Here is a 19,743-nt window from a genome sequence, read left to right on the forward strand (position 1 = left end):
TACAATCACGTCCTGGCGCAGGCGATTTTGCCGAAGCACGCGCAGAAAAAGATATTAAATGATTAATGAAGCATTTTTAAACGACCCTTACCCCGCCTACCACGCCCTGCGCGCCGAAGGCCCGCTGCACTGGAGCCCGGAGTTCTGCGGCGGCGCCTGGCTGTTGACCGGCCATGCGGATGTCGCCAGCGTGTTGCGCGATCCGCGTTTCTCGGTGCGGCGTGCCGGCGGCTGGGCCAATAGCAGTGGTCCGGAAGCGCTGACAGAGTTGCGTGAATTCAAACGGATTTTTTCGCGTTCGCTGCTGTTTGTGGACGCGCCGCAGCACACCCGCTTGCGCCAGGTGATGAACGCCGGCTTCAAACCGGCCGCGTTGCAGGAGCTGGCGCCGCAGATACAAACCATCGTCGACCGTTTGCTGGATCAGGTATTGGCCAAGGCGGCCGGCAGCGCGTCGGGGCAGTTTGCTGAATTCGACTTCATGCGCGATTTCGCCCGTCCCCTGCCAGCGCTGGTGATCGCCAGCATGCTCGGCATCGCGGCCGAAGACCGCAGCGAATTCGTGGCCTGGTCCGACGATATCGCCGCTTTCATCGGCAGCCCGACGCCGACGCTGGATATCGCCCGTGCGGCGCAGACCAGCCTGATCGCCATGAACGAATATTTCCGCCAGTTGTTGCCGCAGCGCCGCGCCGCACTGGGCGGCGATCTGATGAGCCAGCTGATACGCGCCGAAGCCAGCGGTGGCATCATCACCACCAAGGAATTGCTGGCGCAGTGCTGCACGCTGTTGTTCGCCGGCCATGAAACCACGCGCAACCTGCTTGGCAACGGTATGTTGGCTTTGTTGCAACATCCGGCGCAATGGCAGGCTTTGCAAAACACGCCAGCGCTGCTGCCATCCGCCTTAAAAGAATTACTGCGTTTCGACAGTCCGGTGCAATACACCGGACGCCGCCTCAAGGTCGATGTCGAGATGCATGGCCGATTGATGAAAAAAGGCGATCTGGTGATCCCGCTGATTGGCGCCGCCAATCGCGACCCGGCCAAATTCATCGATCCGGACCGACTCGATATCGAGCGCAACCAGGGCGCGCATCTGTCCTTCGGCTACGGCCCGCACGTCTGCATCGGCGCCACGCTGACCTATCTGGAAGCAGAAATCGCCATGCGCAGCGTGATGCAGCGCTTGCCGCAATTGCAGCTGGCCAGCGCCACTCAATCATGGGGCGGCAATGCGGTATACCGCAGCCTGAACCAGCTGCCGCTGCAATTTGCACGGCCGGCGGCGACGGCTGCAGCAGCGCCGCAAGTGGAAGCGCAATATGCCTGAGCTGCTGACCCAGATCCGCGACCAGCTGGCTGCGCTGCAAGAGCAGAAGCTGCTGCGCAAGCGACGCATCGTCGACGGCCCGCAAGGGCCGCTGCTGGAGGTAGACGGCCGCCAATACCTGGCCTTTTGCAGCAATGATTATCTCGGCCTGGCCAACCATCCAGCCTTGCATGCCGCAGCTCAGGCCGGATTGGACCAATACGGCGTCGGCGCCAGCGCCTCGGCGCTGATCAGCGGCCACACCAGCGTGGTCGAGGAACTGGAGCTGGCGCTGGCAGCATTCGTCGGCATGCCGCGCGCCTTGCATTTTTCGACCGGCTACATGGCCAACATGGGAACCATCCCGGCGCTGGTCGGCCCCGGCGATATCGTCTTCTCGGATCGCCTCAACCATGCCTGCCTGATCGACGGCGCGCGCTTGTCGGGCGCGCAGTTCCGCATCTACCCGCATGCCGACGTGGCGCGGCTGGAACAATTGCTGGCCAAGAGCGAGCATCCGCGCAAGCTGATCGTTACCGATGCGGTCTTCAGCATGGACGGCGATATCGCACCGTTGCCGGAATTGCTGGCCCTGTGCGAGAAATACGACGCCTGGCTGCTGGTCGACGACGCCCACGGCTTCGGCGTGCTGGGTCCGCAAGGACGCGGCAGTCTGGCGCATTTCGGCCTGCAGTCGCAACGCATCCTGTATATGGGAACCCTGGGCAAGGCAGCCGGGGTGGCCGGTGCTTTTGTCGCCGGCGATGCATTGCTGATTGAATGGCTGCTGCAACGGGCGCGCACTTACGTGTTCACCACTGCCAGCCCGCCCATGTTGGCGAGCGCCTTGCTGGCGGCAGTCGAGTTGATGCAGGCAGAAGACTGGCGGCAGCAGCATTTGCGGGTATTGATCGCACACTTGCGCAACGGGCTGGCCAGCTTGCCTTGGCCTTTGCTGCCATCGGAGACGCCGGTGCAGGCTTTGATCGTCGAAGACAATCAGCTGGCGCTGGACCTGATGGCTGGCTTGCGCGAGCAGGGCATCTGGGTGCCGGCGATTCGGCCGCCAACCGTGCCCAAGGGCACTGCGCGTTTGCGGATATCGTTGTCTGCGGCGCACAGCATCGAACAAATAGATCAGTTGGTCAGCGCTTTGCATGCGCTGACAAAAAATTATGCCGACGCGGATTCGCGACGCATATCAAGGAGTGCAGTTGAGTAAGAAAAATACACCCGCACCGCAGTCAGACCTGATTCAGCGCAGCCTGAACAGTGTCTGGCATCCGTGCACGCAGATGCAACACCATGAATCGCTGCCGCTGATCGCAGTCAGCCGCGGCCGTGGCGCCTGGTTGTACGATAGCGACGGCAAACGTTACCTGGATGCGATCAGCTCCTGGTGGGTCAACCTGTTCGGTCACACCAATCCGCGCATCAACGCCGCATTGAAGGATCAGCTCGACCAGCTGGAACACGCGATGCTGGCCGGCTTCACGCATGAACCGGTAGTGCAGCTGTCGGAGCAACTGGCGGCGCGCACCGGCAATGTGCTGGGCCATTGTTTCTATGCCTCGGACGGCGCCTCTGCAGTTGAGATCGCTCTGAAGATGAGCTTTCATGCATGGCGCAACGCCGGTTACGCCGACAAGCAGGAATTCGTTTGCCTGAAAGGCAGTTATCACGGCGAAACCATCGGTGCGCTGGCGGTGACCGATGTACCGCTTTTCCGCGACGCCTACGGCCCGTTGCTGCGGCAGGCGCATGTGGTGGCGTCGCCCGATGCGCGCGCTGCACGTGAGGGCGAGAGTGCCGCCGACGTCGCTCACCGCGCCGCCGCCACGCTGGAAATATTATTGCAACAGCGTGCCAGCCATATCGCCGCCATCATCGTCGAACCGCTGGTGCAATGCGCCACCGGCATGGCGATGCACGATCCGGTTTACCTGCGCGAATTGCGTGCTTTATGTGATCGCTACAAAGTCCACCTGATCTTTGACGAGATCGCCGTCGGCTGTGGCCGCACCGGCACTTTCTTTGCGTCGGAACAGGCGGCCGCACCAGGCGAAGCGGCGATCTGGCCGGATTTCCTGTGCCTGTCGAAAGGCATCAGCGGCGGTTACCTGCCGCTGTCGCTGGTGATGACGCGTGATGAAATCTATCAAGCCTTCTACGATCACGAGCTGGCGCGCGGTTTCCTGCACTCGCATTCCTACACCGGCAATCCGCTGGCTTGCCGCGCCGCACTGGCGACGCTGGCGATTTTCGAAGAAGACGATGTACTCAATGCGAATCGCCAGCGCGCAGAGCGCATCACGGCGGCGCTGGCGCCATTGGCGCAGCATCCGCAAGTGCGCCATTTCCGTCAGCGCGGCATGATCTGGGCGTTCGACGCCGCCATCGACAACAAGGCCCAGGCCGCGACTTTCTCACGCCGGTTTTTCGCCAGCGCGCTGGAGCATGAATTGTTATTACGGCCGATAGGCAAAACCGTCTATCTGATGCCGCCGTATATTCTCGACGACGAAGAAATCGCCTTGCTGGCGACGCGTACCGCCGCAGTTTTCGAAAGCGTGATCCACCATGAATGACGCCACCGTGCATCCACCAAAGGCAGCCTGGTTTATCGCCGGCACCGATACCGAAATCGGTAAGACGCTGATCGCCGGCGCCCTGTTGCATGAACTGACCAAAACCGGCGTGCGCAGCGCAGGCATGAAGCCGGTTGCCGCCGGCGCTGTATTGCGCGACGGCGTCTGGCACAACGACGATGCTGACATACTGGCCGCAGAAGCCAGCGTCAAGCTGCCGCAGGAATTGAGCACACCGTTCCTGCTGCGCCAGCCGACCGCGCCGCATATCGCCGCAAACCAGGAACAGCGCACGATAGAGCTGGCGCATATCCTTTCCTGCTATGGCCAGCTCGCGGCCTTGGCCGATGCGGTGGTGGTGGAAGGCGTCGGCGGCTTTCGGGTACCTCTCAACGATATCCACGATACTGCCGACATGGCGCAGCAACTCGGCTTGCCGGTGGTGCTGGTAGTGGGTTTGCGGCTGGGTTGCATCAGCCACGCGCTGTTGACCGCCGAGGCGATCAGCGCGCGCGGATTGCGGCTGGCCGGCTGGGTCGCCAACACGGTCGACGCCGCCATGCTGAATGCCGACGCCAACGTTGCAGCACTGAAGAGCCGTATCGATGCACCATTTTTAGGCCTGGTGCCGCGCATGAGCAGATTGCCCGCCAAGGCACTGGTCGCAGCCGCTGCCAGCCATTTGAATTTTTCATGTTTGCCGGGTTGGCCTGCCGCATTTGCTGCGGCATTTCCTGCCAACCCCGCTGTTAACCCTATCTAACCGTATTCCCTCAACACAAAGGAAGTCAGATCATGTCATCGCAACCAATTACATTCCAGCCAACCGCCAAGCCTATGGTCTTGCCGACCGACGCCAAATGGCCGGTACAAGCCGTACTGGACCTGTTCAACCTGCCGTTCAACGAATTGTTGTTCAAGGCACAGCAAGCGCACCGCGAAAATTTCGACCCCAACGAAGTCGAACTGGCAACGCTGTTGTCGATCAAGACCGGCGGTTGCCCGGAAGACTGCGGTTACTGCCCGCAAGCGGCGCGTTACGACACCGGCGTCACCGCGCAAAAAATGCTGCCGCTGGACACCGTACTGGAAGCCGCACGGCAAGCCAAGGCGCACGGCGCAACCCGTTTCTGCATGGGCGCAGCATGGCGCGAGCCGAAAGACCGCGATCTGGAAAAAGTCGAAGAGATGGTGCGCGAAGTCAAGGCGCTGGGCCTGGAAACCTGCGCCACGCTGGGCATGCTGGGCGAAGGCCAGGCTGAACGCCTGAAGGGCGCCGGTCTCGATTACTACAACCATAACCTCGATACCGCACCGGAAATCTACGGCGACATCATCACTACCCGCGATTACCAGAACCGTCTGGACACGCTGGACAGCGTGCGCGGCGCCGGCATCAAGGTTTGCTGCGGCGGTATCGTCGGCATGGGTGAATCGCGTTTGCAGCGGGCCGGCCTGGTGGCGCAACTGGCGAACCTGGAACCGTATCCGGAATCGGTGCCGGTGAATAACCTGGTGCAGGTCGAAGGCACACCGCTGCACGGCATCGAGCCGATCGACCTGTTCGAGTTCGTGCGCACCGTAGCCGTGGCCCGCATCACCATGCCGAAGGCGCGGGTGCGTTTGTCTGCTGGCCGCCGGCAAATGGGAGAAGCGATTCAGTCGCTGTGTTTCCTGGCCGGCGCCAACTCGATTTTCTACGGCGACAAGTTGCTCACCACCGGCAATCCGGAAGTCGAAGAAGACCGCGCCTTGCTGGAAAAGCTCGGCATGCATTCGCGCTCGTCGGCTTTCGATGCGCGTTGCGAGGTGACCGCCGACGCCACCGCTGACAGCAATACCCAACCACAATAAATCCAAAAAAAGGGGGAGACAGCATGTTTACCAAAATCCTGATTGCCAATCGCGGCGAGATCGCCTGCCGCGTGGCCGCCACCGCACGGCGCATGGGTATCAAGACCGTGGCCGTGTATTCGGAAGCCGACGCCGGCGCCAAGCATGTTGCGGTATGCGACGAGGCGGTGCTGATCGGCCCCGCTGCGGCCAAGGAAAGTTATCTGCGCGCCGACAAGATCATCGAAGTGGCGCTGGCCACCGGCGCCCAGGCAATCCATCCCGGCTACGGCTTCCTGTCCGAGAACGCCCGCTTTGCCGAGGCTTGCGCCAAGGCTGGCCTGGTATTCATCGGCCCGCCTGCCAGTGCGATTTCGGCGATGGGCTCGAAGTCGGCCGCCAAGGAGTTGATGGAAAAAGCCGAGGTGCCGCTGGTGCCCGGTTATCACGGCGAGAACCAGGATGCCGAATTTCTGCAGCAGCAGGCCGACAAGATCACCTATCCGGTGCTGCTCAAAGCCAGCGCCGGCGGTGGCGGCAAGGGCATGCGCATCGTTGAGCAAAGCGCCGATTTCAAGGCCGCGCTGGCGTCCTGCAAGCGTGAAGCGATCAACAGTTTCGGCGACGACAAGGTGTTGGTCGAACGTTATCTGACGCGTCCGCGCCACATCGAGATCCAGGTGTTTGCCGATACCCAGGGTGAATGCGTTTACCTGTTCGAACGCGATTGCTCGGTGCAGCGCCGCCATCAGAAAGTGCTGGAAGAAGCGCCAGCGCCGGGCATGACGCCGGAACGGCGGCGCGCCATGGGTGAAGCTGCGGTGGCGGCAGCCAAGGCGGTCGGTTACGTCGGCGCCGGTACGGTGGAATTCATCGCCAACCAGGATGGTTCTTTCTATTTCATGGAAATGAACACCCGCCTGCAGGTAGAACATCCGGTGACGGAAATGATTACCGGCCTCGATCTGGTCGAATGGCAATTGCTGGTGGCGTCGGGCCAACCGTTGCCGCTCAAGCAGGAGCAGCTGCAACTAAGCGGCCATGCGCTGGAAGCGCGGATCTATGCCGAAAATCCGGACAAAGGATTTCTGCCGTCGACAGGCACTTTGCGTCATCTGCATACACCTGCCGCCAGTGAATTTACGGTCAGCCAATCCAGTACCAGCATCGTGCGGATCGATTCCGGCGTGCGCCAAGGCGACGCCATTTCGCCGTTCTACGATCCGATGATCGCCAAGCTGATCGTCTGGGGCCAGGACCGGCAGCAAGCGCTGGCGGCGATGGCGACGGCGCTGGCGCAATATCAGATTGTCGGTCTGGCCAGCAACGTCAAATTCCTGCAGCGCCTGGTTGCCAGCAAGGCGTTCTCCGAAGCGGATCTAGATACCGGCCTGATCGAGCGCCATCAGGACACGCTGTTTCCCGCTGGCACTCCAGTGGCGATCGAAGTATTCGCGCTGGCGGCGGCGTCACTGCTGCTGTCGGAACGCAACGCTACCCACAACGCCGGCAGCGATCCGTGGACCAGCACCGATGGCTGGCGCTTGAACGGCAGCCTGCAACGCCGGCTCGCCTTTGTCGACGACGGCCAGGCCAGCCCGCTCGATGTCACGTATGAAACAGGACGCTGGTTGCTGCGCCATGAGCAGTTTGACAGTCAGACTTTCAAGCAGATGAGCGTATTGGAGCAAGACGGTAATTTCATCGAAATCAGTCTCGGCGACAGAACCGTAGCCGGCACAGTGGTGCGCGCAGGCGAGCAGTTCCACGTTTTTTACGGCGGCAGCCAGCACACGCTAGGTTACGTCGATCCGTTGCTGCACGCCGGCGATACCGAAGCCGAAGGCGGCCGCCTGACAGCGCCGATGCCAGGCAAGATCGTTGCGCTGCTGGTTAGCCAAGGCGAACAGGTAAAAAAAGGCGCACCATTGCTCATCATGGAAGCGATGAAAATGGAGCACACGATTGCCGCCCCGGCCGATGGCCTGGTCGAAGAATTGTTGTACGCAGTAGGCGACCAAGTAAGCGAATCCGCCCAGTTGCTGGTCTTCAAACCGGTATAAGAAGTCAATTGGGGTCAGAGTTTTTTTACGGCAGCTTCATCGTCGTAAATTGCTCTGACCCCAATTGACGGCCCACGGAGTAAATGCCATTGCATTCGTGTTGTAAAAGCAAGAGGACCCAACAGTGAAAATCCTGTGTTACGTACCGCCAAACACCGACTTCGAAACCTGGATAGCAGACTTCAGCACCGCACTGCCGCAAGCCGAGATCCGCTTCTGGCAAGAAGGCGATACCGCCGCCGCCGATTACGCCCTGGTATGGCGGCCGCCGGCAGCCATGCTGCAAGGACGCCATGACCTGAAAGCCATCTTCAATCTCGGCGCCGGCGTCGACGCCATCCTGCAATTGGGCGAGGCCTTGCCAGCCGGCGTACCCTTGATCCGGATCGACGACGGCGGCATGGCAATTCAAATGGCGCACTATGTGACGCATGCGGTGCTAGGTTATTTCGGCCGCTACGACATTTACCGGCAGCAAGCTGCGCGCGGCGAATGGCGGCCATTGCCGGCGCCGGATAAACGCGATTTCAGTATCGGCATCCTTGGCATGGGTGTGCTGGGCTCGCGTATCGCCGAGGCCTTGGCGCATTTCGATTTTCCAGTGAATGGCTGGAGCCGCAGTCCGAAAAGCCAGCCGGGTGTACGCAGCTTTGTCGGCGATGACGGTCTCGACGCTTTCTTGCGCGCATCGCGGGTGCTGGTGTGCATCTTGCCGTTGACTGACGCCACGCGCGGCATCGTCAACCGGAAAAATCTGCAGAAGCTGCAACGGGGCGCAGATGGCAAAGAGGGCGCTTACCTGATCAATGTCGCCCGTGGCGGCCATGTGGTCGAAGCGGATCTGCTGGCGTTGATACAGGAAGGACAGATCGCCGCGGCGACGCTGGACGTGTTCGAACAAGAACCGCTGCCGCCGCAGCATCCGTTCTGGCAAGAGCCGCGCATCAGCATCACGCCGCATATATCGGCGGTGACGGTGGATGTCGACACGGTCGAGCAGATTCGCAACAAGATATTTGCGTTAGAACAAGGCCTGAGCGTAAACGGTGTAGTCGATCGCAGCAAAGGTTATTGAAAATAGGACTTACGCAACACTGCCCCAGCGGCGTTGCTCCTCCTAGCCGTACTAGTCGTACTGTCTTCGTCGTCGTGCCTTGCCGGGACAGCGTTGCGTAAGCCCTAGAAAACTGAAAAACAGGTGATGACATGAAATTCCCCAGCAAGGTAAAAATCGTTGAAGTCGGCCCGCGGGATGGCTTGCAAAACGAGAAGGAAACCATCCCGGCCGATGTCAAGATAGCGCTGGTCGACCAGTTGACCAAGGCCGGCTTCGTCAACATCGAAGCCGCTTCCTTCGTCTCGCCGAAATGGGTGCCGCAGATGGCGACCTCGAGCGAAGTGATGGCCGCTATCCAACGCAAGCCGGGCGTCATCTATTCCGCGCTGGTGCCGAATATGAAAGGCTTGGAAGCCGCCCTGGCGGCGGGCGCCGACGAGATGGTGATCTTCGGTGCGGCGTCGGAAGCGTTCTCGCAAAAGAACATCAACTGCTCGATCGCCGAATCCATCGAACGCTTCCGCGAAGTTGCGCTAGTCGCCAAGCAACAGGGCAAGCGCCTGCGCGGCAGCATCAGCTGCGCCTTCGGCTGTCCGTATCAAGGTGAAGTCAGCATAGACTCGGTAGTCGATGTGCTGCATCGTCTGCGCGATCTCGGCTGCGATGAAATCGATATCGCCGACACCATCGGCGTCGCCACGCCGAACAAAGTCCACGCAGTGATGGGACGACTGGTGCAGGAATTCCCGATCGAACGCCTGTCCGGTCATTTCCACGATACCTATGGCCAGGCGCTGGCGAATATCTACGCCAGCCTGGAAGTCGGTATTTCGATTTATCACTCCTCGGTGGCCGGCCTGGGCGGCTGCCCGTATGCCAAGGGCGCGACCGGCAACGTAGCGTCGGAAGACGTGTTGTACATGATGCAGGGACTCGGCATCGAAACCGGCGTCGATCTCGACGCCGTGGTCGACGCCGGACAGTTTATTTCGAAGCATCTCGGGCGCAAGGCGGTCAGCCGCGCGGGCAATGCGATCACGGCCAAGCGCTTGGCTTAACTTAAAAAATATCGTTAAAAGACATGGATAAACTTCCCGAAAGCGCACAGCGTGTCGCCGATCTTCTGACAGAAATTGGACATGACAAGCAAGTCGTGATGCTGCCTGAAACCGGCAAGACTTCAGCCGAGGCCGCCGCCGGACTGGGCTGCAGCGTCGCCGAGATCGCCAAGTCGATCGTGTTCCGCCGTTTGACCGATGACGCCGCCGTGATGGTAGTGGCCAGCGGCAGTAATCGTGTCGATGAAGCTAAGGTGGCGGCGCTGGTCGGTCCGCTCGGCAAGGCCGATGCGCGTTTCGTCCGCGAGCGTATCGGCTACGCCATCGGCGGCGTTTGCCCTATCGGCCATGTCGGTAAGACCGTGATGCTGATCGATAGCGACTTGCTGGAATTGGATAGCGTCTGGGCAGCAGCGGGGCATCCCCATGCGGTGTTCAACCTGACGCCGCAGCAGTTGGTGGCGATGACTGCGGCGCCGGTTGCGGATGTGGCGTTGCGGGCTTGAATGTAAAGATTAACCGTCTGGCTTTTCAGTATTCGCGGTTGCAACTTGTAACTTGTCCGGCGCGGCTTTTATTTGCTTTCAGCAGCAACAGTCCAAGTGCAGCAAGTCAGATGGCTTTCCGTCTTTTATCCAAGCCGCTCCAGCAAAGAATACCGTTGCATGTAGCGCTGCATGCTATCCAAGAATGCATGATCGGCAGCATTCATCTTGCGCTCCCGGTGCCACAGCAAATGGATGTCGACATCCATCAAACCATCGTCCGGCGGCAGTCGCCACAAACGCTGCTGCGCCAGATCGTCGCGCACGATATGTTGCGGCAGGCAGCCGATGCCGAAACCGGCGAAGATCAGGCGTCGTACTTCATCCAGGCTGGGTGACGAGGCGACGATGCGTCCGGTGAATCCGCGTTGATCGCGAAAGACGGCAAGCGGCGACAAACTGTCGCCGATCTGGTCACTGGTGAACGAAACGAAATTCTCCGCCAGCAAATCATCCATAGTGAGGCCTGAACGGCCAAACAAGCGATGATGCCTGCCGCAGAAAATCGCATAGCGTTGGCGAAGAAAACAGTGGCGCTCCAGTTTCTCTATCGGATTACGGCACAGGCTCAATCCCGCCGTCGCGGTTTTCTGCAGCAACGATGAAATCACATCCGATGAACGCATTACTTCGATTTGCAGGTCGATGCGTGGATATGCGCGATGAAACTCGGCGAGGAATTCGTCGTAGACCGGGGAATCGATGCGGCTGACGCTCATAAAACGGATAGTGCCGGTGATGTCGTCGGTCTTGTCGTCGAGTTCCGTTTCAAGGCGAGCAATGTGCCCATAGATATCGCCGGCAATCCGGTAAACCTCTTGACCCGCTGCGGTGGGTTCGAACTGGCTGCCGCGGCGCTGGATCAGCGTGCGGCCAAGGGTTTCTTCCAGCCGCTTCAAGGCTTGACTGACCGCCGGCTGCGTCACGTGCAATCTCGCTGCGGCGCGGCTCATGTTGCGTTCCTGCACGATCACCAGATAGGTGCGCAGCAGGTTCCAGTCCAGCCGGTGATTCAGGTAATCCGAAATATCGAGGCGCATGGAAGACTCCAGGGGACTTCAGGTATTAGTGGGCTGGTATTAGTGAAATTTATATTGATAATAATAATTCAAAATTTGACTAATGCCGCCCTGGCTCCGACAATTTACTCGCACGCCAAGTTGTCTAGGCTTGCACGGTGACCGTAAAGAACGGCGTCGCTTTGTCTATATAAAAAAGACGCCGCAATCCGATTGCGAGCGTACTCAAAGGAGATCGGATGAATCATTCAACACCCTCGGCGCGCCAGCCTGTGCGTGCCGCCACCGCCGCTTTCATCGGCACCATGATCGAGTGGTACGACTTTTACATTTATGCGATGGCGGCAGCGTTGGTATTCGGCGAGTTGTTCTTCCCGTCGCAGGATCCCTTCCTTAGCACCATGGCTTCATTCGGCACTTTTGCCGTCGGTTTTTTTGCGCGGCCGCTGGGCGGCATCGTGTTCGGCCACCTCGGTGACAAGATCGGCCGCAAGAAAGCCTTGATGACCACCTTGATGATGATGGGCGTGGCAACTGTCTGCATCGGCTTGCTGCCAGATTTTGCAAAGGTCGGCGTGCTGGCGCCGATTCTGCTGGTGCTGTTGCGCGTGGTGCAAGGCATCGCCGTCGGCGGCGAATGGGGTGGCGCAGTGCTGATGGCGGGCGAACATGCGCCCAAGGGACGCCGCACCTTTTACGCTTCATTCGCACAGCTCGGCAGCCCGGCTGGCCTGGTGCTGTCGCTGATCGCCTTCCGTGCAGTGAGTGCCATGGACAAGGCGGATTTTCTGGCCTGGGGCTGGCGCCTGCCTTTCCTGGCTAGCGCGGTGCTGTTGATTGTCGGTATCCTGATCCGTCTCGGCGTCAACGAATCGCCGGAATTCCAGCAAGCCAAGGACACGCGCAAGACGGTAAAACTGCCGATCGCAGAAGTATTCCGTTCATCCTCGGGACTGGTATTGCTGGGGATTGGCGCCAATACCATAGGCATCGCCGGCGTCTACTTCACCAACACCTTCATGATCGCCTACACCACACAGTACGTCGGTGTCAGCAAATCGCTGATACTCGATTGCCTGTTCGCAGTCGCCATCATCCAGTTCTGCATACAACCGCTGGCCGCCAGGTTGTCCGAGCGTATCGGCGATGCGCGTTTTCTCAAGCTGGCGGCGCTGGCTGCCATGATTTCGCCCTATCCGATGTTTATGCTGGTGCAAAGCGGCCAAGCCGTGGCGATGGTGATCGGCATCGCCACGGCGGTGGTGTGCATGGCGAGTTTTTATTCGGTGATCGCCGGTTTCATGAGCGGCGTGTTTCCGACCCATGTGCGCTATTCGGCCATCTCTTTGTCGTACCAGGTGTGCGGCGCCATCGCCGGCGGATTGACGCCTTTGGCCGGCACTTACCTGGCGCATCGCTTCATCGGGCAATGGTGGCCGCTGGCCGTGTTTTACAGCTGCCTGGCCGGCATCTCGCTGCTGAGCATAGTGCTGCTGGACGCCCGGCGTCAGCGGCGCGCAGACGCCGTTGATGCAGTATTGGCCAATTAAGATTGAATCCAAGGAATACCGATGCTGACCTATTTTCACCCGCAACAATTGCTGCACCATCCGCGCACTTATCTGTCGCGTGGGCAGATGCGCACGCCGCAGGAAATTCCCGAGCGTGCAGTGCGGCTCGTCATGGCTGCACAAGCCTTGGGTTTCGATGTGCGCGAACCTGCCGATTTTGGCATCGCTGCGCTGGCAGCCGTGCATGACATGAATTATTTGCGGTTTCTGGAAGAAGCGCATCGCAACTGGAAGGATCTGCCTGACGACTGGGGCGACGAGGTAATGTCAAACATCTATGTGCGCGAGCCGAACCGCTTGCGCGGCGTGCTGGCGCAAGCAGCGCGTTACCTGGCTGACGGCAGTTGTCCGGTCGGCGCCGATACCTGGCGCTCGGCGTACTGGTCGGCGCAGAGCGCGCTGGCTGCGGCAGCGGCGGTCAACGATGACGCAGCCGAAGCCTATGCGCTGTGCCGCCCACCTGGGCATCATGCACGGGCCGGCAGCGCCGGCGGCTTTTGTTATCTGAACAACGCCGCGCTTGCCGCTCAGGCCTTGCGCAGCCGTTTTGCAAGGGTAGCGATTCTCGATACCGACATGCACCACGGCCAGGGTGTGCAGGAAATTTTTTACGACCGCGACGATGTGTTGTATCTCTCAATCCATGGCGATCCGACCAATTTCTATCCGGTAGTCGTGGGTTACGAGGATGAACAGGGCGTAGGAGCCGGTGTCGGCTTCAATCGTAACTTTCCGATGCCGCACGGTGCACCCGAACAGCTGTTTTTCGACAGGCTTGACGACGCCTTGCACGCACTGCATCGTTTCGAACCGGATGTCTTGGTGCTGGCCTTAGGCTTCGATATCTACAAGGATGATCCGCAATCGCAAGTGACAGTCACAAGCGCCGGCTTCGAACGCCTGGGCAGCGCTCTCGGCGCCCTCGATTTGCCGACAGTGATTGTGCAAGAGGGCGGTTATCACATTGACAGCCTGGAGGCCAATGCGCGCGCCTTCTTCGGCGGTTTCGCCAGCCGTCGCTCGTTAGGTCGGGTATTCTAAGGAGTCTTTTACAGAAAATAGAAACGAGGAACAGCCTCATGACAAGTAGCAATCCAACGGCCTTGGTCATGACCGACGACAGCGCCGTCGCAGGCCTCACCGCTTCACCTTGCATCAACGTTTGCGTGATGAATGCCGACAGCGGCTTGTGCCAAGGCTGCTGGCGGACCCTGGATGAAATAGCCGCCTGGTCAAGCGCCAGCGATGAGCAAAAACGCGGAATCTGGCAGCGCATCCAGCAACGACGGGCGACATCATGACGCTGCCGCAATTGCCATCCACCATGCGCGTGCTGGAACGCGGCTGGCTGTCTTCCAACAACATCCTTTTCCTCGGGCGCGAGCAAACGGCGCTGGTCGACAGTGGTTACCTGAGCCATGCGGCGCAAACCGTGGCGCTGGTGGCGCACGGTTTGCAGGGCCGGCCGCTGGACCGCTTGCTGAATACCCATCTGCATTCCGATCATTGCGGCGGTAACGCCGCTTTGCAACAGGCTTACGGCTGCCGCACCGCGATTCCGTCAGGGCAGGCCGAGCAGGTGCGCAACTGGGATCGAGACGCATTGAGTTATAGCGGCACCGGCCAGCAATGCGCCCGCTTCAGCTTCGACCAAACGCTGCAGCCCGGCGACTTGCTCACCCTGGGCGATTTGCAGTGGCAGGTATTGGCGGCGGCCGGCCACGATCCGCACTCTTTGATTTTTTATTGCCAGGAGCACGGCATCCTGATTTCCGCCGACGCCTTGTGGGAAAACGGCTTCGGCGTGATCTTCCCGGAACTGGATGGCGATTCCGGTTTCGCTGAAGCGCGGGCGACGCTGGAATTGATCGCGACGCTGGATGTACGGCTGGTGATTCCTGGCCACGGCAGTCCGTTCAGCGGCGTCGGCGCCGCACTCGATACTGCGTTTTCGCGGCTAGCCTATCTGGCCGCCGATCCGCAGCGCAACGCCCAGAACGCCATCAAGGTCTTGCTGAAATTCCTGCTGTTGGAACGACAACAGATCAAGTTGACTGAAGTCCAACACATGCTCGCCAGCCTGCCTCTGGTGACAGCGGCCAACCGGCGTTATCTGCAGCGCAGCGAGGCCGATCTGAGTGAATGGGCGAGCGCGCAGCTGGTGCGCGCCGGGGCGGCGGAAATACGTGGCGGATTCTTGTGCAATCGACATTGATTCAAGCATTGGCATCTGATCAAGAGGTAAAGACGGGGCCGGATTTTAGAGGGCAAAATCTAGCACGATCGTACTTTTTATTGCCGTTTTTCGCCCTATAATCAGATCCTTCTCACCCAATACTAGAGGTCGTTATGGCATTGCCCGCTGCGTTGCAAAACCTGAGCCTACCCGTCATCGGCTCGCCGATGTTCATCGCTAGCGGCCCGGCCCTGGTGGCCGCGCAATGCAAGGCCGGCATCGTCGGCTCGTTCCCGGCGCTGAACGCGCGCCCGGCGGAATTGCTGGATGTCTGGCTGACCGACCTGCAAGCCGAACTGGCCGCCTACCAGGCCGAGCATCCGGACGCAAAAATAGGGCCGATCGCGGTCAACCAGATCGTCCACCAATCGAACGACCGCCTGGCGCACGACGTCGCCGTCTGCGTCAAGCATCAGGTGCCTATCATCATTTCCAGCCTGCGCGCGCCGCCGCCGGAAATGATGGCTGCGATCCACGGCTACGGCGGCATCGTGCTGCATGACGTGATCTCGATCCGCCATGCGCAAAAGGCGCTGGAAGCCGGGGTCGACGGCTTGATCCTGGTGGCGGCCGGCGCCGGCGGCCATGCCGGGCCTTTGTCGCCGTTCGCGCTGGTGGGCGAAGTGCGCAAATTCTTCAAGGGGCCGATCGCCTTGTCGGGCGCCATCGCGACCGGCGACGCGATCCTGGCAGCGCAGGCGATGGGCGCCGATTTTGCCTACATCGGTTCGCGCTGGCTGGCCACCAAGGAGGCCCATGTCGACGACGCCTATCGCCAGGCGATCGTGGAATCGACCGCGGCCGATGTGGTGTACACCAATCTGTTCACCGGGGTGCATGGTAATTACTTGAAGAAATCGATCATCGCCGCCGGCCTCGATCCGGAAAACCTGCCTGAAGCCGATAAATCGAAGATGAATTTCGGCTCCGGCGGCAGCGGCGCCAAGGCCTGGCGCGATATCTGGGGTGCAGGCCAGGGCGTCGGCCTGATGGACGATGTGCCTAGCGTGGCGCAGATGGTCGATCGTTTGCAGACCGAATACCAGGCGGCACGCAAGCGCCTGGCCTTGTAATTGTCGAGGCAATTCGAGTGTGGGCCACGCAGCTTGCGTGGCCTTGAAATAAAAATCCAAAGCCTGTCACAAAGCCTCTGCCAATTCGCCCTATCATCACGAATCAGGAGCAGAGCATGCATCAAAACCCCAAGCCAGACAGCCAATTCAATCAACACCGCAGCCGCCTGTTCGCATCGCCTATCGCAAGCAGGTCACGCCTGCCGAGCTGGCGCAGCCGGTTCGCTAACGGCCGCCAGCCAATCGGACAAGATCTGCAGCAATTGTTGCGGCTTTTCCAGCGGCGTCATATGACCGCAGTCTTCGATCAGCACCATGCTGGCGGCAGGAATCTGCGCCGCCATCTGTTGCGCTTCGGCGAGACTGCTGAGCTGGTCGTTGCGGCTGGCGACAACCAGTGTCGGGCAGCGGATGTTTTGCAGCTCGCTGTAACCGTCGCTGCGCAATGCCGATAACTGACGAATGAAAACTTCCTTGCCGTTGCGCAGGGCCATTGCCTGCAGGCGATCCAGCAACACCCGGTCATGGGCCCGGTCCGGATGAAGCGAGGACGCCAGCGCGCGGCTGGTCAAGCCCTTGAACGGCACTTGTCTGGCCAGTTCCAGCTGAACTTTGTTGCCGGCGATTTCGCGCGGGTTTTGCTGGCGCGCCGAGGTGTTTAGCAACGCCAGCGCGATCACCCGCTCCGGCGCTTGCTGCATGATCGCCTGGGCGACATAACCGCCCATCGAGAAGCCGATCAGGATGAAGCGTGGCGGCGCTTGTTGCAAGACACGCGCAGCCATCGCACTGATCGAATCATCCTGGCCGAGATCACCGAAATGCAACTGGCCGAGTTGCGCCAGGCCGTCGTGCATATCGTCCCATAGGGTTTGGTCCAGCATGAAGCCGGGTAACAGCAGCAGCTGCGGCAAGCTGTGATTCTGGTTGGCAGGCAACGTCATTATTTCTTGACCACTTCTGATTCCATGCGGAAGGTTGGCGTACAAACGTGAGCCGATATTTTAGCGTAACGATATTATTCCAGCCATCGGGCGCGGCCAGCCGCCAGCGCTACCGCAATGCACAGCACGCCGACCAGCGACAAGGCCGCCGGCAAGCCGAAGCCGTGCGCCAGAAAACCAATCACCGGAGGCCCGATCAGGCCGCCGGTGTAACCCATGGTGGTGACGCCGGCCAGCGCCGTCGGGCCGTGGCGGCCGGCGGCGCTGAAGATGAACGGGAAGATGGTGGCAACGCCGACGCCGGTCAGGGCAAAACCGGCGATGGCCAGCGGAATCTGGCTGGCGAGCAAGGCGATCAACATGCCGAGACCCGCCGTCAAGGCGCCGCCGGCGACCACACGGCGAGCGCCGATGGACTCTTTCAACTTGTCGCCGATCATGCGCGTCAGCAGCATCATGCCGGCAAAGAAAGCAAAAGCCAGCGGCGCCACGCCGTCGCTGGCAAGCAAACGGTCTTTCATGTAGACCCCGCTCCAGTCGGCCACCGAGCCTTCGACGATGGCGCCGCCAAAGGCCACCACGCCGAGCGCGATCAGCGGGCCGTGCGGCAATGCGAAGTGTTTTTTACCGGCGATATATTGCGGCCGGTCGTTCGGCAGGGCGCGGTAGCACAGGCGCATCGGGATCGCCGTGCAGACGGCGATCAGGCCGAAATGCAGCAAGGGGCTGACGCCCATGCCGGCGATGACGCTGCCGAGCAAGGCGCCGGACAGCGTGCCGACGCAAAACCAGGCATGCAGCTGCGACATGATCGAGCGCCCGGCGATCTTTTCCGCTTCCGCGCCGAGCGCGTTGATCGCCACATTGAAGCAGCTGGAACAGACGCCAAGGCACAGCATGGCCAGCATCAGCAGCGGCAAGCTTGGCGCCAGCGCCAGGCAGGGGATGGTGATCAGCAGGAGCAGGCCGGCATACCAGCTGGCGCGGCGCGCACCGTAGTGGCCCACCAGCCACGCCGCCAGCGGGAAAGAGCCAACCGCACCGACGCCGCCGCCCAGCAGGAACAAGCTGAGGCTGGCCGCATCCAGCTGCAAATTATCGCGCAGCGCCGGGATGCGCGACACCCAGCTGGCGTAGATCACGCCCAGCAACAGGAACAGCAGCGGCAAGGCGGCCTGACGCATACGTGTGTTGACGGCGGGTACGGCGGGCGATGCGATTGAGTTGGTCACTAAGTTGGACACCAAGTTGGACATTGCTGCAGGAGTTGAACACCGATGCAGACGGCGGAATCACTATAGGCGGCAGACAAGCTAGCCGCCGCCCACAGTCCTGGATGCTCAGAAGTCGGCAGGCATGTCTTTCAGATGCAACCGCAAGGCGTCCAGCAACACTTGGCAAGCCTCATCGGTTCCCACCGTGATGCGCAAGAACTGGGCAATGCGGGCGCTGTTGAAATGGCGCACGATGATACCGTCGCCGCGCAGGCGGGCTGCCAGTTTGGCGCCATCGTGGCGCGGATGACGGGCAAACACGAAGTTGGCAGCCGACGGCAGCACCTCGAAACCAAGCGCAGCCAGGCCGCTTACCAGGTGTTCGCGGCTGGCCATGACGGCTCGCCGGGTTTGGTCGAAATGCGCCTGGTCCTTGATCGCCGCAGTGGCGCCGACGATCGCCATGCGGTCCAGCGGATACGAGTTGAAACTGTTCTTGACCCGTTCCAGCGCCGTGATCAGGTCTGGATGACCGATCGCAAAACCGACCCGCAAACCGGCCAGCGAGCGCGATTTGGACAAGGTTTGCACCACCAGCAGGTTAGGGTAGCGCGCCACCAGCGGGATCGCGCTGTCGCCGCCGAAATCAACATAAGCCTCATCCACGATCACCACGCAATCGGGCTGGCCGGCCACCAGCCTTTCCACTTCAGCCAGCGGCAGCAGGCAGCCGGTGGGCGCGTTGGGATTCGGGAAAATGATGCCGCCGGCGGCGGTATTCAGATAGTCGTCAACCCGCAGCGAAAAATCCTCGGCCAATGGCACGGTCCGATAGGCAACTTCATACAAGCCGCAATAGGTGGGATAGAAGCTGTAGCTGATGTCCGGGAACAGGATTGCCTGCTCGTGTTGCAGCAAGGCTTGGAACGCATGCGCCAGCACCTCGTCGGAACCGTTGCCGACAAATACATGGGCCGGCGTTATCCCATGCGCGGCATTTTGTTCGGCCAGCGCCAGTTTCAGCGGTTCCGCATCCGGATTGGGATACAGCCGCAGAGTGTCGCCCAGCTCGGCGCGCATGGCCGCCAGCGCCAGTGGCGACGGGCCATACGGGTTTTCATTGGTATTGAGCTTGACCAGCTTGCTCAGCTTGGGTTGTTCGCCGGGGGTGTAAGGCGTCAGGCGGCTGACGATGGGGCTCCAGAATTTGCTCATTGGGTGTCGCTAATA

At 60.6% G+C, this 19,743-nt stretch carries 18 protein-coding genes; 14 read left to right on the top strand and 4 right to left on the bottom strand.

Going from position 1 to position 19,743, the window contains the following annotated elements:
• Positions 1-58: 58 nt before the first annotated feature.
• From VNZ60_RS09495 to VNZ60_RS09535, 9 genes are all read left to right on the top strand, one after another.
• The gene (locus tag VNZ60_RS09495; RefSeq protein WP_325658450.1) at positions 59-1,333 is read left to right on the top strand and encodes a cytochrome P450; all 1,275 of its coding nucleotides are present in this window, start codon (positions 59-61) and stop codon (positions 1,331-1,333) included.
• Positions 1,326-2,534, top strand: a complete 1,209-nt coding sequence (gene bioF, locus VNZ60_RS09500; protein WP_325658451.1) for an 8-amino-7-oxononanoate synthase — start codon at positions 1,326-1,328, stop codon at positions 2,532-2,534. Before VNZ60_RS09495 ends, bioF begins: the two co-directional genes overlap by 8 nt.
• Positions 2,527-3,900, top strand: a complete 1,374-nt coding sequence (gene bioA / locus VNZ60_RS09505; RefSeq protein ID WP_414648805.1) for an adenosylmethionine--8-amino-7-oxononanoate transaminase — start codon at positions 2,527-2,529, stop codon at positions 3,898-3,900. Before bioF ends, bioA begins: the two co-directional genes overlap by 8 nt.
• Complete coding sequence (bioD, locus tag VNZ60_RS09510) at positions 3,893-4,663, top strand: dethiobiotin synthase (RefSeq protein WP_325658453.1); 771 nt, start codon at positions 3,893-3,895, stop codon at positions 4,661-4,663. Before bioA ends, bioD begins: the two co-directional genes overlap by 8 nt.
• Positions 4,664-4,695: 32 nt before the next feature.
• The gene (bioB, locus tag VNZ60_RS09515; RefSeq protein ID WP_325658455.1) at positions 4,696-5,754 is read left to right on the top strand and encodes a biotin synthase BioB; all 1,059 of its coding nucleotides are present in this window, start codon (positions 4,696-4,698) and stop codon (positions 5,752-5,754) included.
• 23 nt (positions 5,755-5,777) lie between these two features.
• A complete protein-coding gene (locus VNZ60_RS09520) occupies positions 5,778-7,796 on the top strand; it encodes an acetyl/propionyl/methylcrotonyl-CoA carboxylase subunit alpha (RefSeq protein WP_325658457.1) in 2,019 nt (672 codons plus the stop codon).
• Between the two features lie 124 nt (positions 7,797-7,920).
• Entirely contained in the window at positions 7,921-8,871 is a 951-nt protein-coding gene (locus tag VNZ60_RS09525; RefSeq protein WP_325658459.1) for a 2-hydroxyacid dehydrogenase, read from the top strand.
• 131 nt (positions 8,872-9,002) lie between these two features.
• Positions 9,003-9,911 carry a hydroxymethylglutaryl-CoA lyase gene (locus tag VNZ60_RS09530; protein WP_325658461.1) on the top strand — a complete coding sequence of 303 codons (909 nt, stop codon included), beginning with the start codon at positions 9,003-9,005 and terminating at the stop codon, positions 9,909-9,911.
• Between the two features lie 23 nt (positions 9,912-9,934).
• The gene (locus tag VNZ60_RS09535) at positions 9,935-10,417 is read left to right on the top strand and encodes a YbaK/EbsC family protein (RefSeq protein WP_325658463.1); all 483 of its coding nucleotides are present in this window, start codon (positions 9,935-9,937) and stop codon (positions 10,415-10,417) included.
• 125 nt (positions 10,418-10,542) lie between these two features.
• On the opposite strand, the gene VNZ60_RS09540 is transcribed toward VNZ60_RS09535, so the two are convergent.
• Entirely contained in the window at positions 10,543-11,496 is a 954-nt protein-coding gene (locus VNZ60_RS09540; protein WP_325658465.1) for a LysR family transcriptional regulator, read from the bottom strand.
• A gap of 218 nt (positions 11,497-11,714) precedes the next feature.
• Here VNZ60_RS09540 and VNZ60_RS09545 point away from each other — a divergent pair, with 218 nt between their 5' ends.
• From VNZ60_RS09545 to VNZ60_RS09565, 5 genes are all read left to right on the top strand, one after another.
• Entirely contained in the window at positions 11,715-13,025 is a 1,311-nt protein-coding gene (locus tag VNZ60_RS09545) for an MFS transporter (RefSeq protein ID WP_325658467.1), read from the top strand.
• Positions 13,026-13,046: 21 nt separating this feature from the next.
• The gene (locus VNZ60_RS09550; RefSeq protein ID WP_325658469.1) at positions 13,047-14,087 is read left to right on the top strand and encodes a histone deacetylase family protein; all 1,041 of its coding nucleotides are present in this window, start codon (positions 13,047-13,049) and stop codon (positions 14,085-14,087) included.
• Between the two features lie 38 nt (positions 14,088-14,125).
• Positions 14,126-14,347: a DUF1289 domain-containing protein gene (locus tag VNZ60_RS09555; RefSeq protein WP_414648806.1), complete on the top strand. Its 222-nt coding sequence runs from the start codon at positions 14,126-14,128 to the stop codon at positions 14,345-14,347.
• The gene (locus tag VNZ60_RS09560) at positions 14,344-15,261 is read left to right on the top strand and encodes an MBL fold metallo-hydrolase (protein ID WP_325658471.1); all 918 of its coding nucleotides are present in this window, start codon (positions 14,344-14,346) and stop codon (positions 15,259-15,261) included. The genes VNZ60_RS09555 and VNZ60_RS09560 overlap by 4 nt, the downstream gene beginning before the upstream one ends.
• 134 nt (positions 15,262-15,395) lie before the next feature.
• A complete protein-coding gene (locus tag VNZ60_RS09565; RefSeq protein ID WP_325658474.1) occupies positions 15,396-16,355 on the top strand; it encodes an NAD(P)H-dependent flavin oxidoreductase in 960 nt (319 codons plus the stop codon).
• Positions 16,356-16,549: 194 nt separating this feature from the next.
• On the opposite strand, the gene VNZ60_RS09570 is transcribed toward VNZ60_RS09565, so the two are convergent.
• The 3 genes from VNZ60_RS09570 to hisC all read right to left on the bottom strand — a co-directional run bounded on the left by VNZ60_RS09570 (position 16,550) and on the right by hisC (position 19,728).
• Positions 16,550-17,299, bottom strand: coding sequence for an alpha/beta fold hydrolase (locus tag VNZ60_RS09570; RefSeq protein ID WP_325658476.1), 750 nt, complete (start codon positions 17,297-17,299; stop codon positions 16,550-16,552).
• Between the two features lie 74 nt (positions 17,300-17,373).
• Positions 17,374-18,483, bottom strand: coding sequence for an MFS transporter (locus VNZ60_RS09575; RefSeq protein ID WP_325658714.1), 1,110 nt, complete (start codon positions 18,481-18,483; stop codon positions 17,374-17,376).
• Positions 18,484-18,639: 156 nt separating this feature from the next.
• Complete coding sequence (gene hisC, locus VNZ60_RS09580; protein ID WP_325658478.1) at positions 18,640-19,728, bottom strand: histidinol-phosphate transaminase; 1,089 nt, start codon at positions 19,726-19,728, stop codon at positions 18,640-18,642.
• Positions 19,729-19,743: the final 15 nt, after the last annotated feature.

This window comes from Collimonas sp. (genome assembly GCF_035566375.1).
In the GTDB taxonomy this organism is placed as follows: domain Bacteria; phylum Pseudomonadota; class Gammaproteobacteria; order Burkholderiales; family Burkholderiaceae_D; genus Collimonas.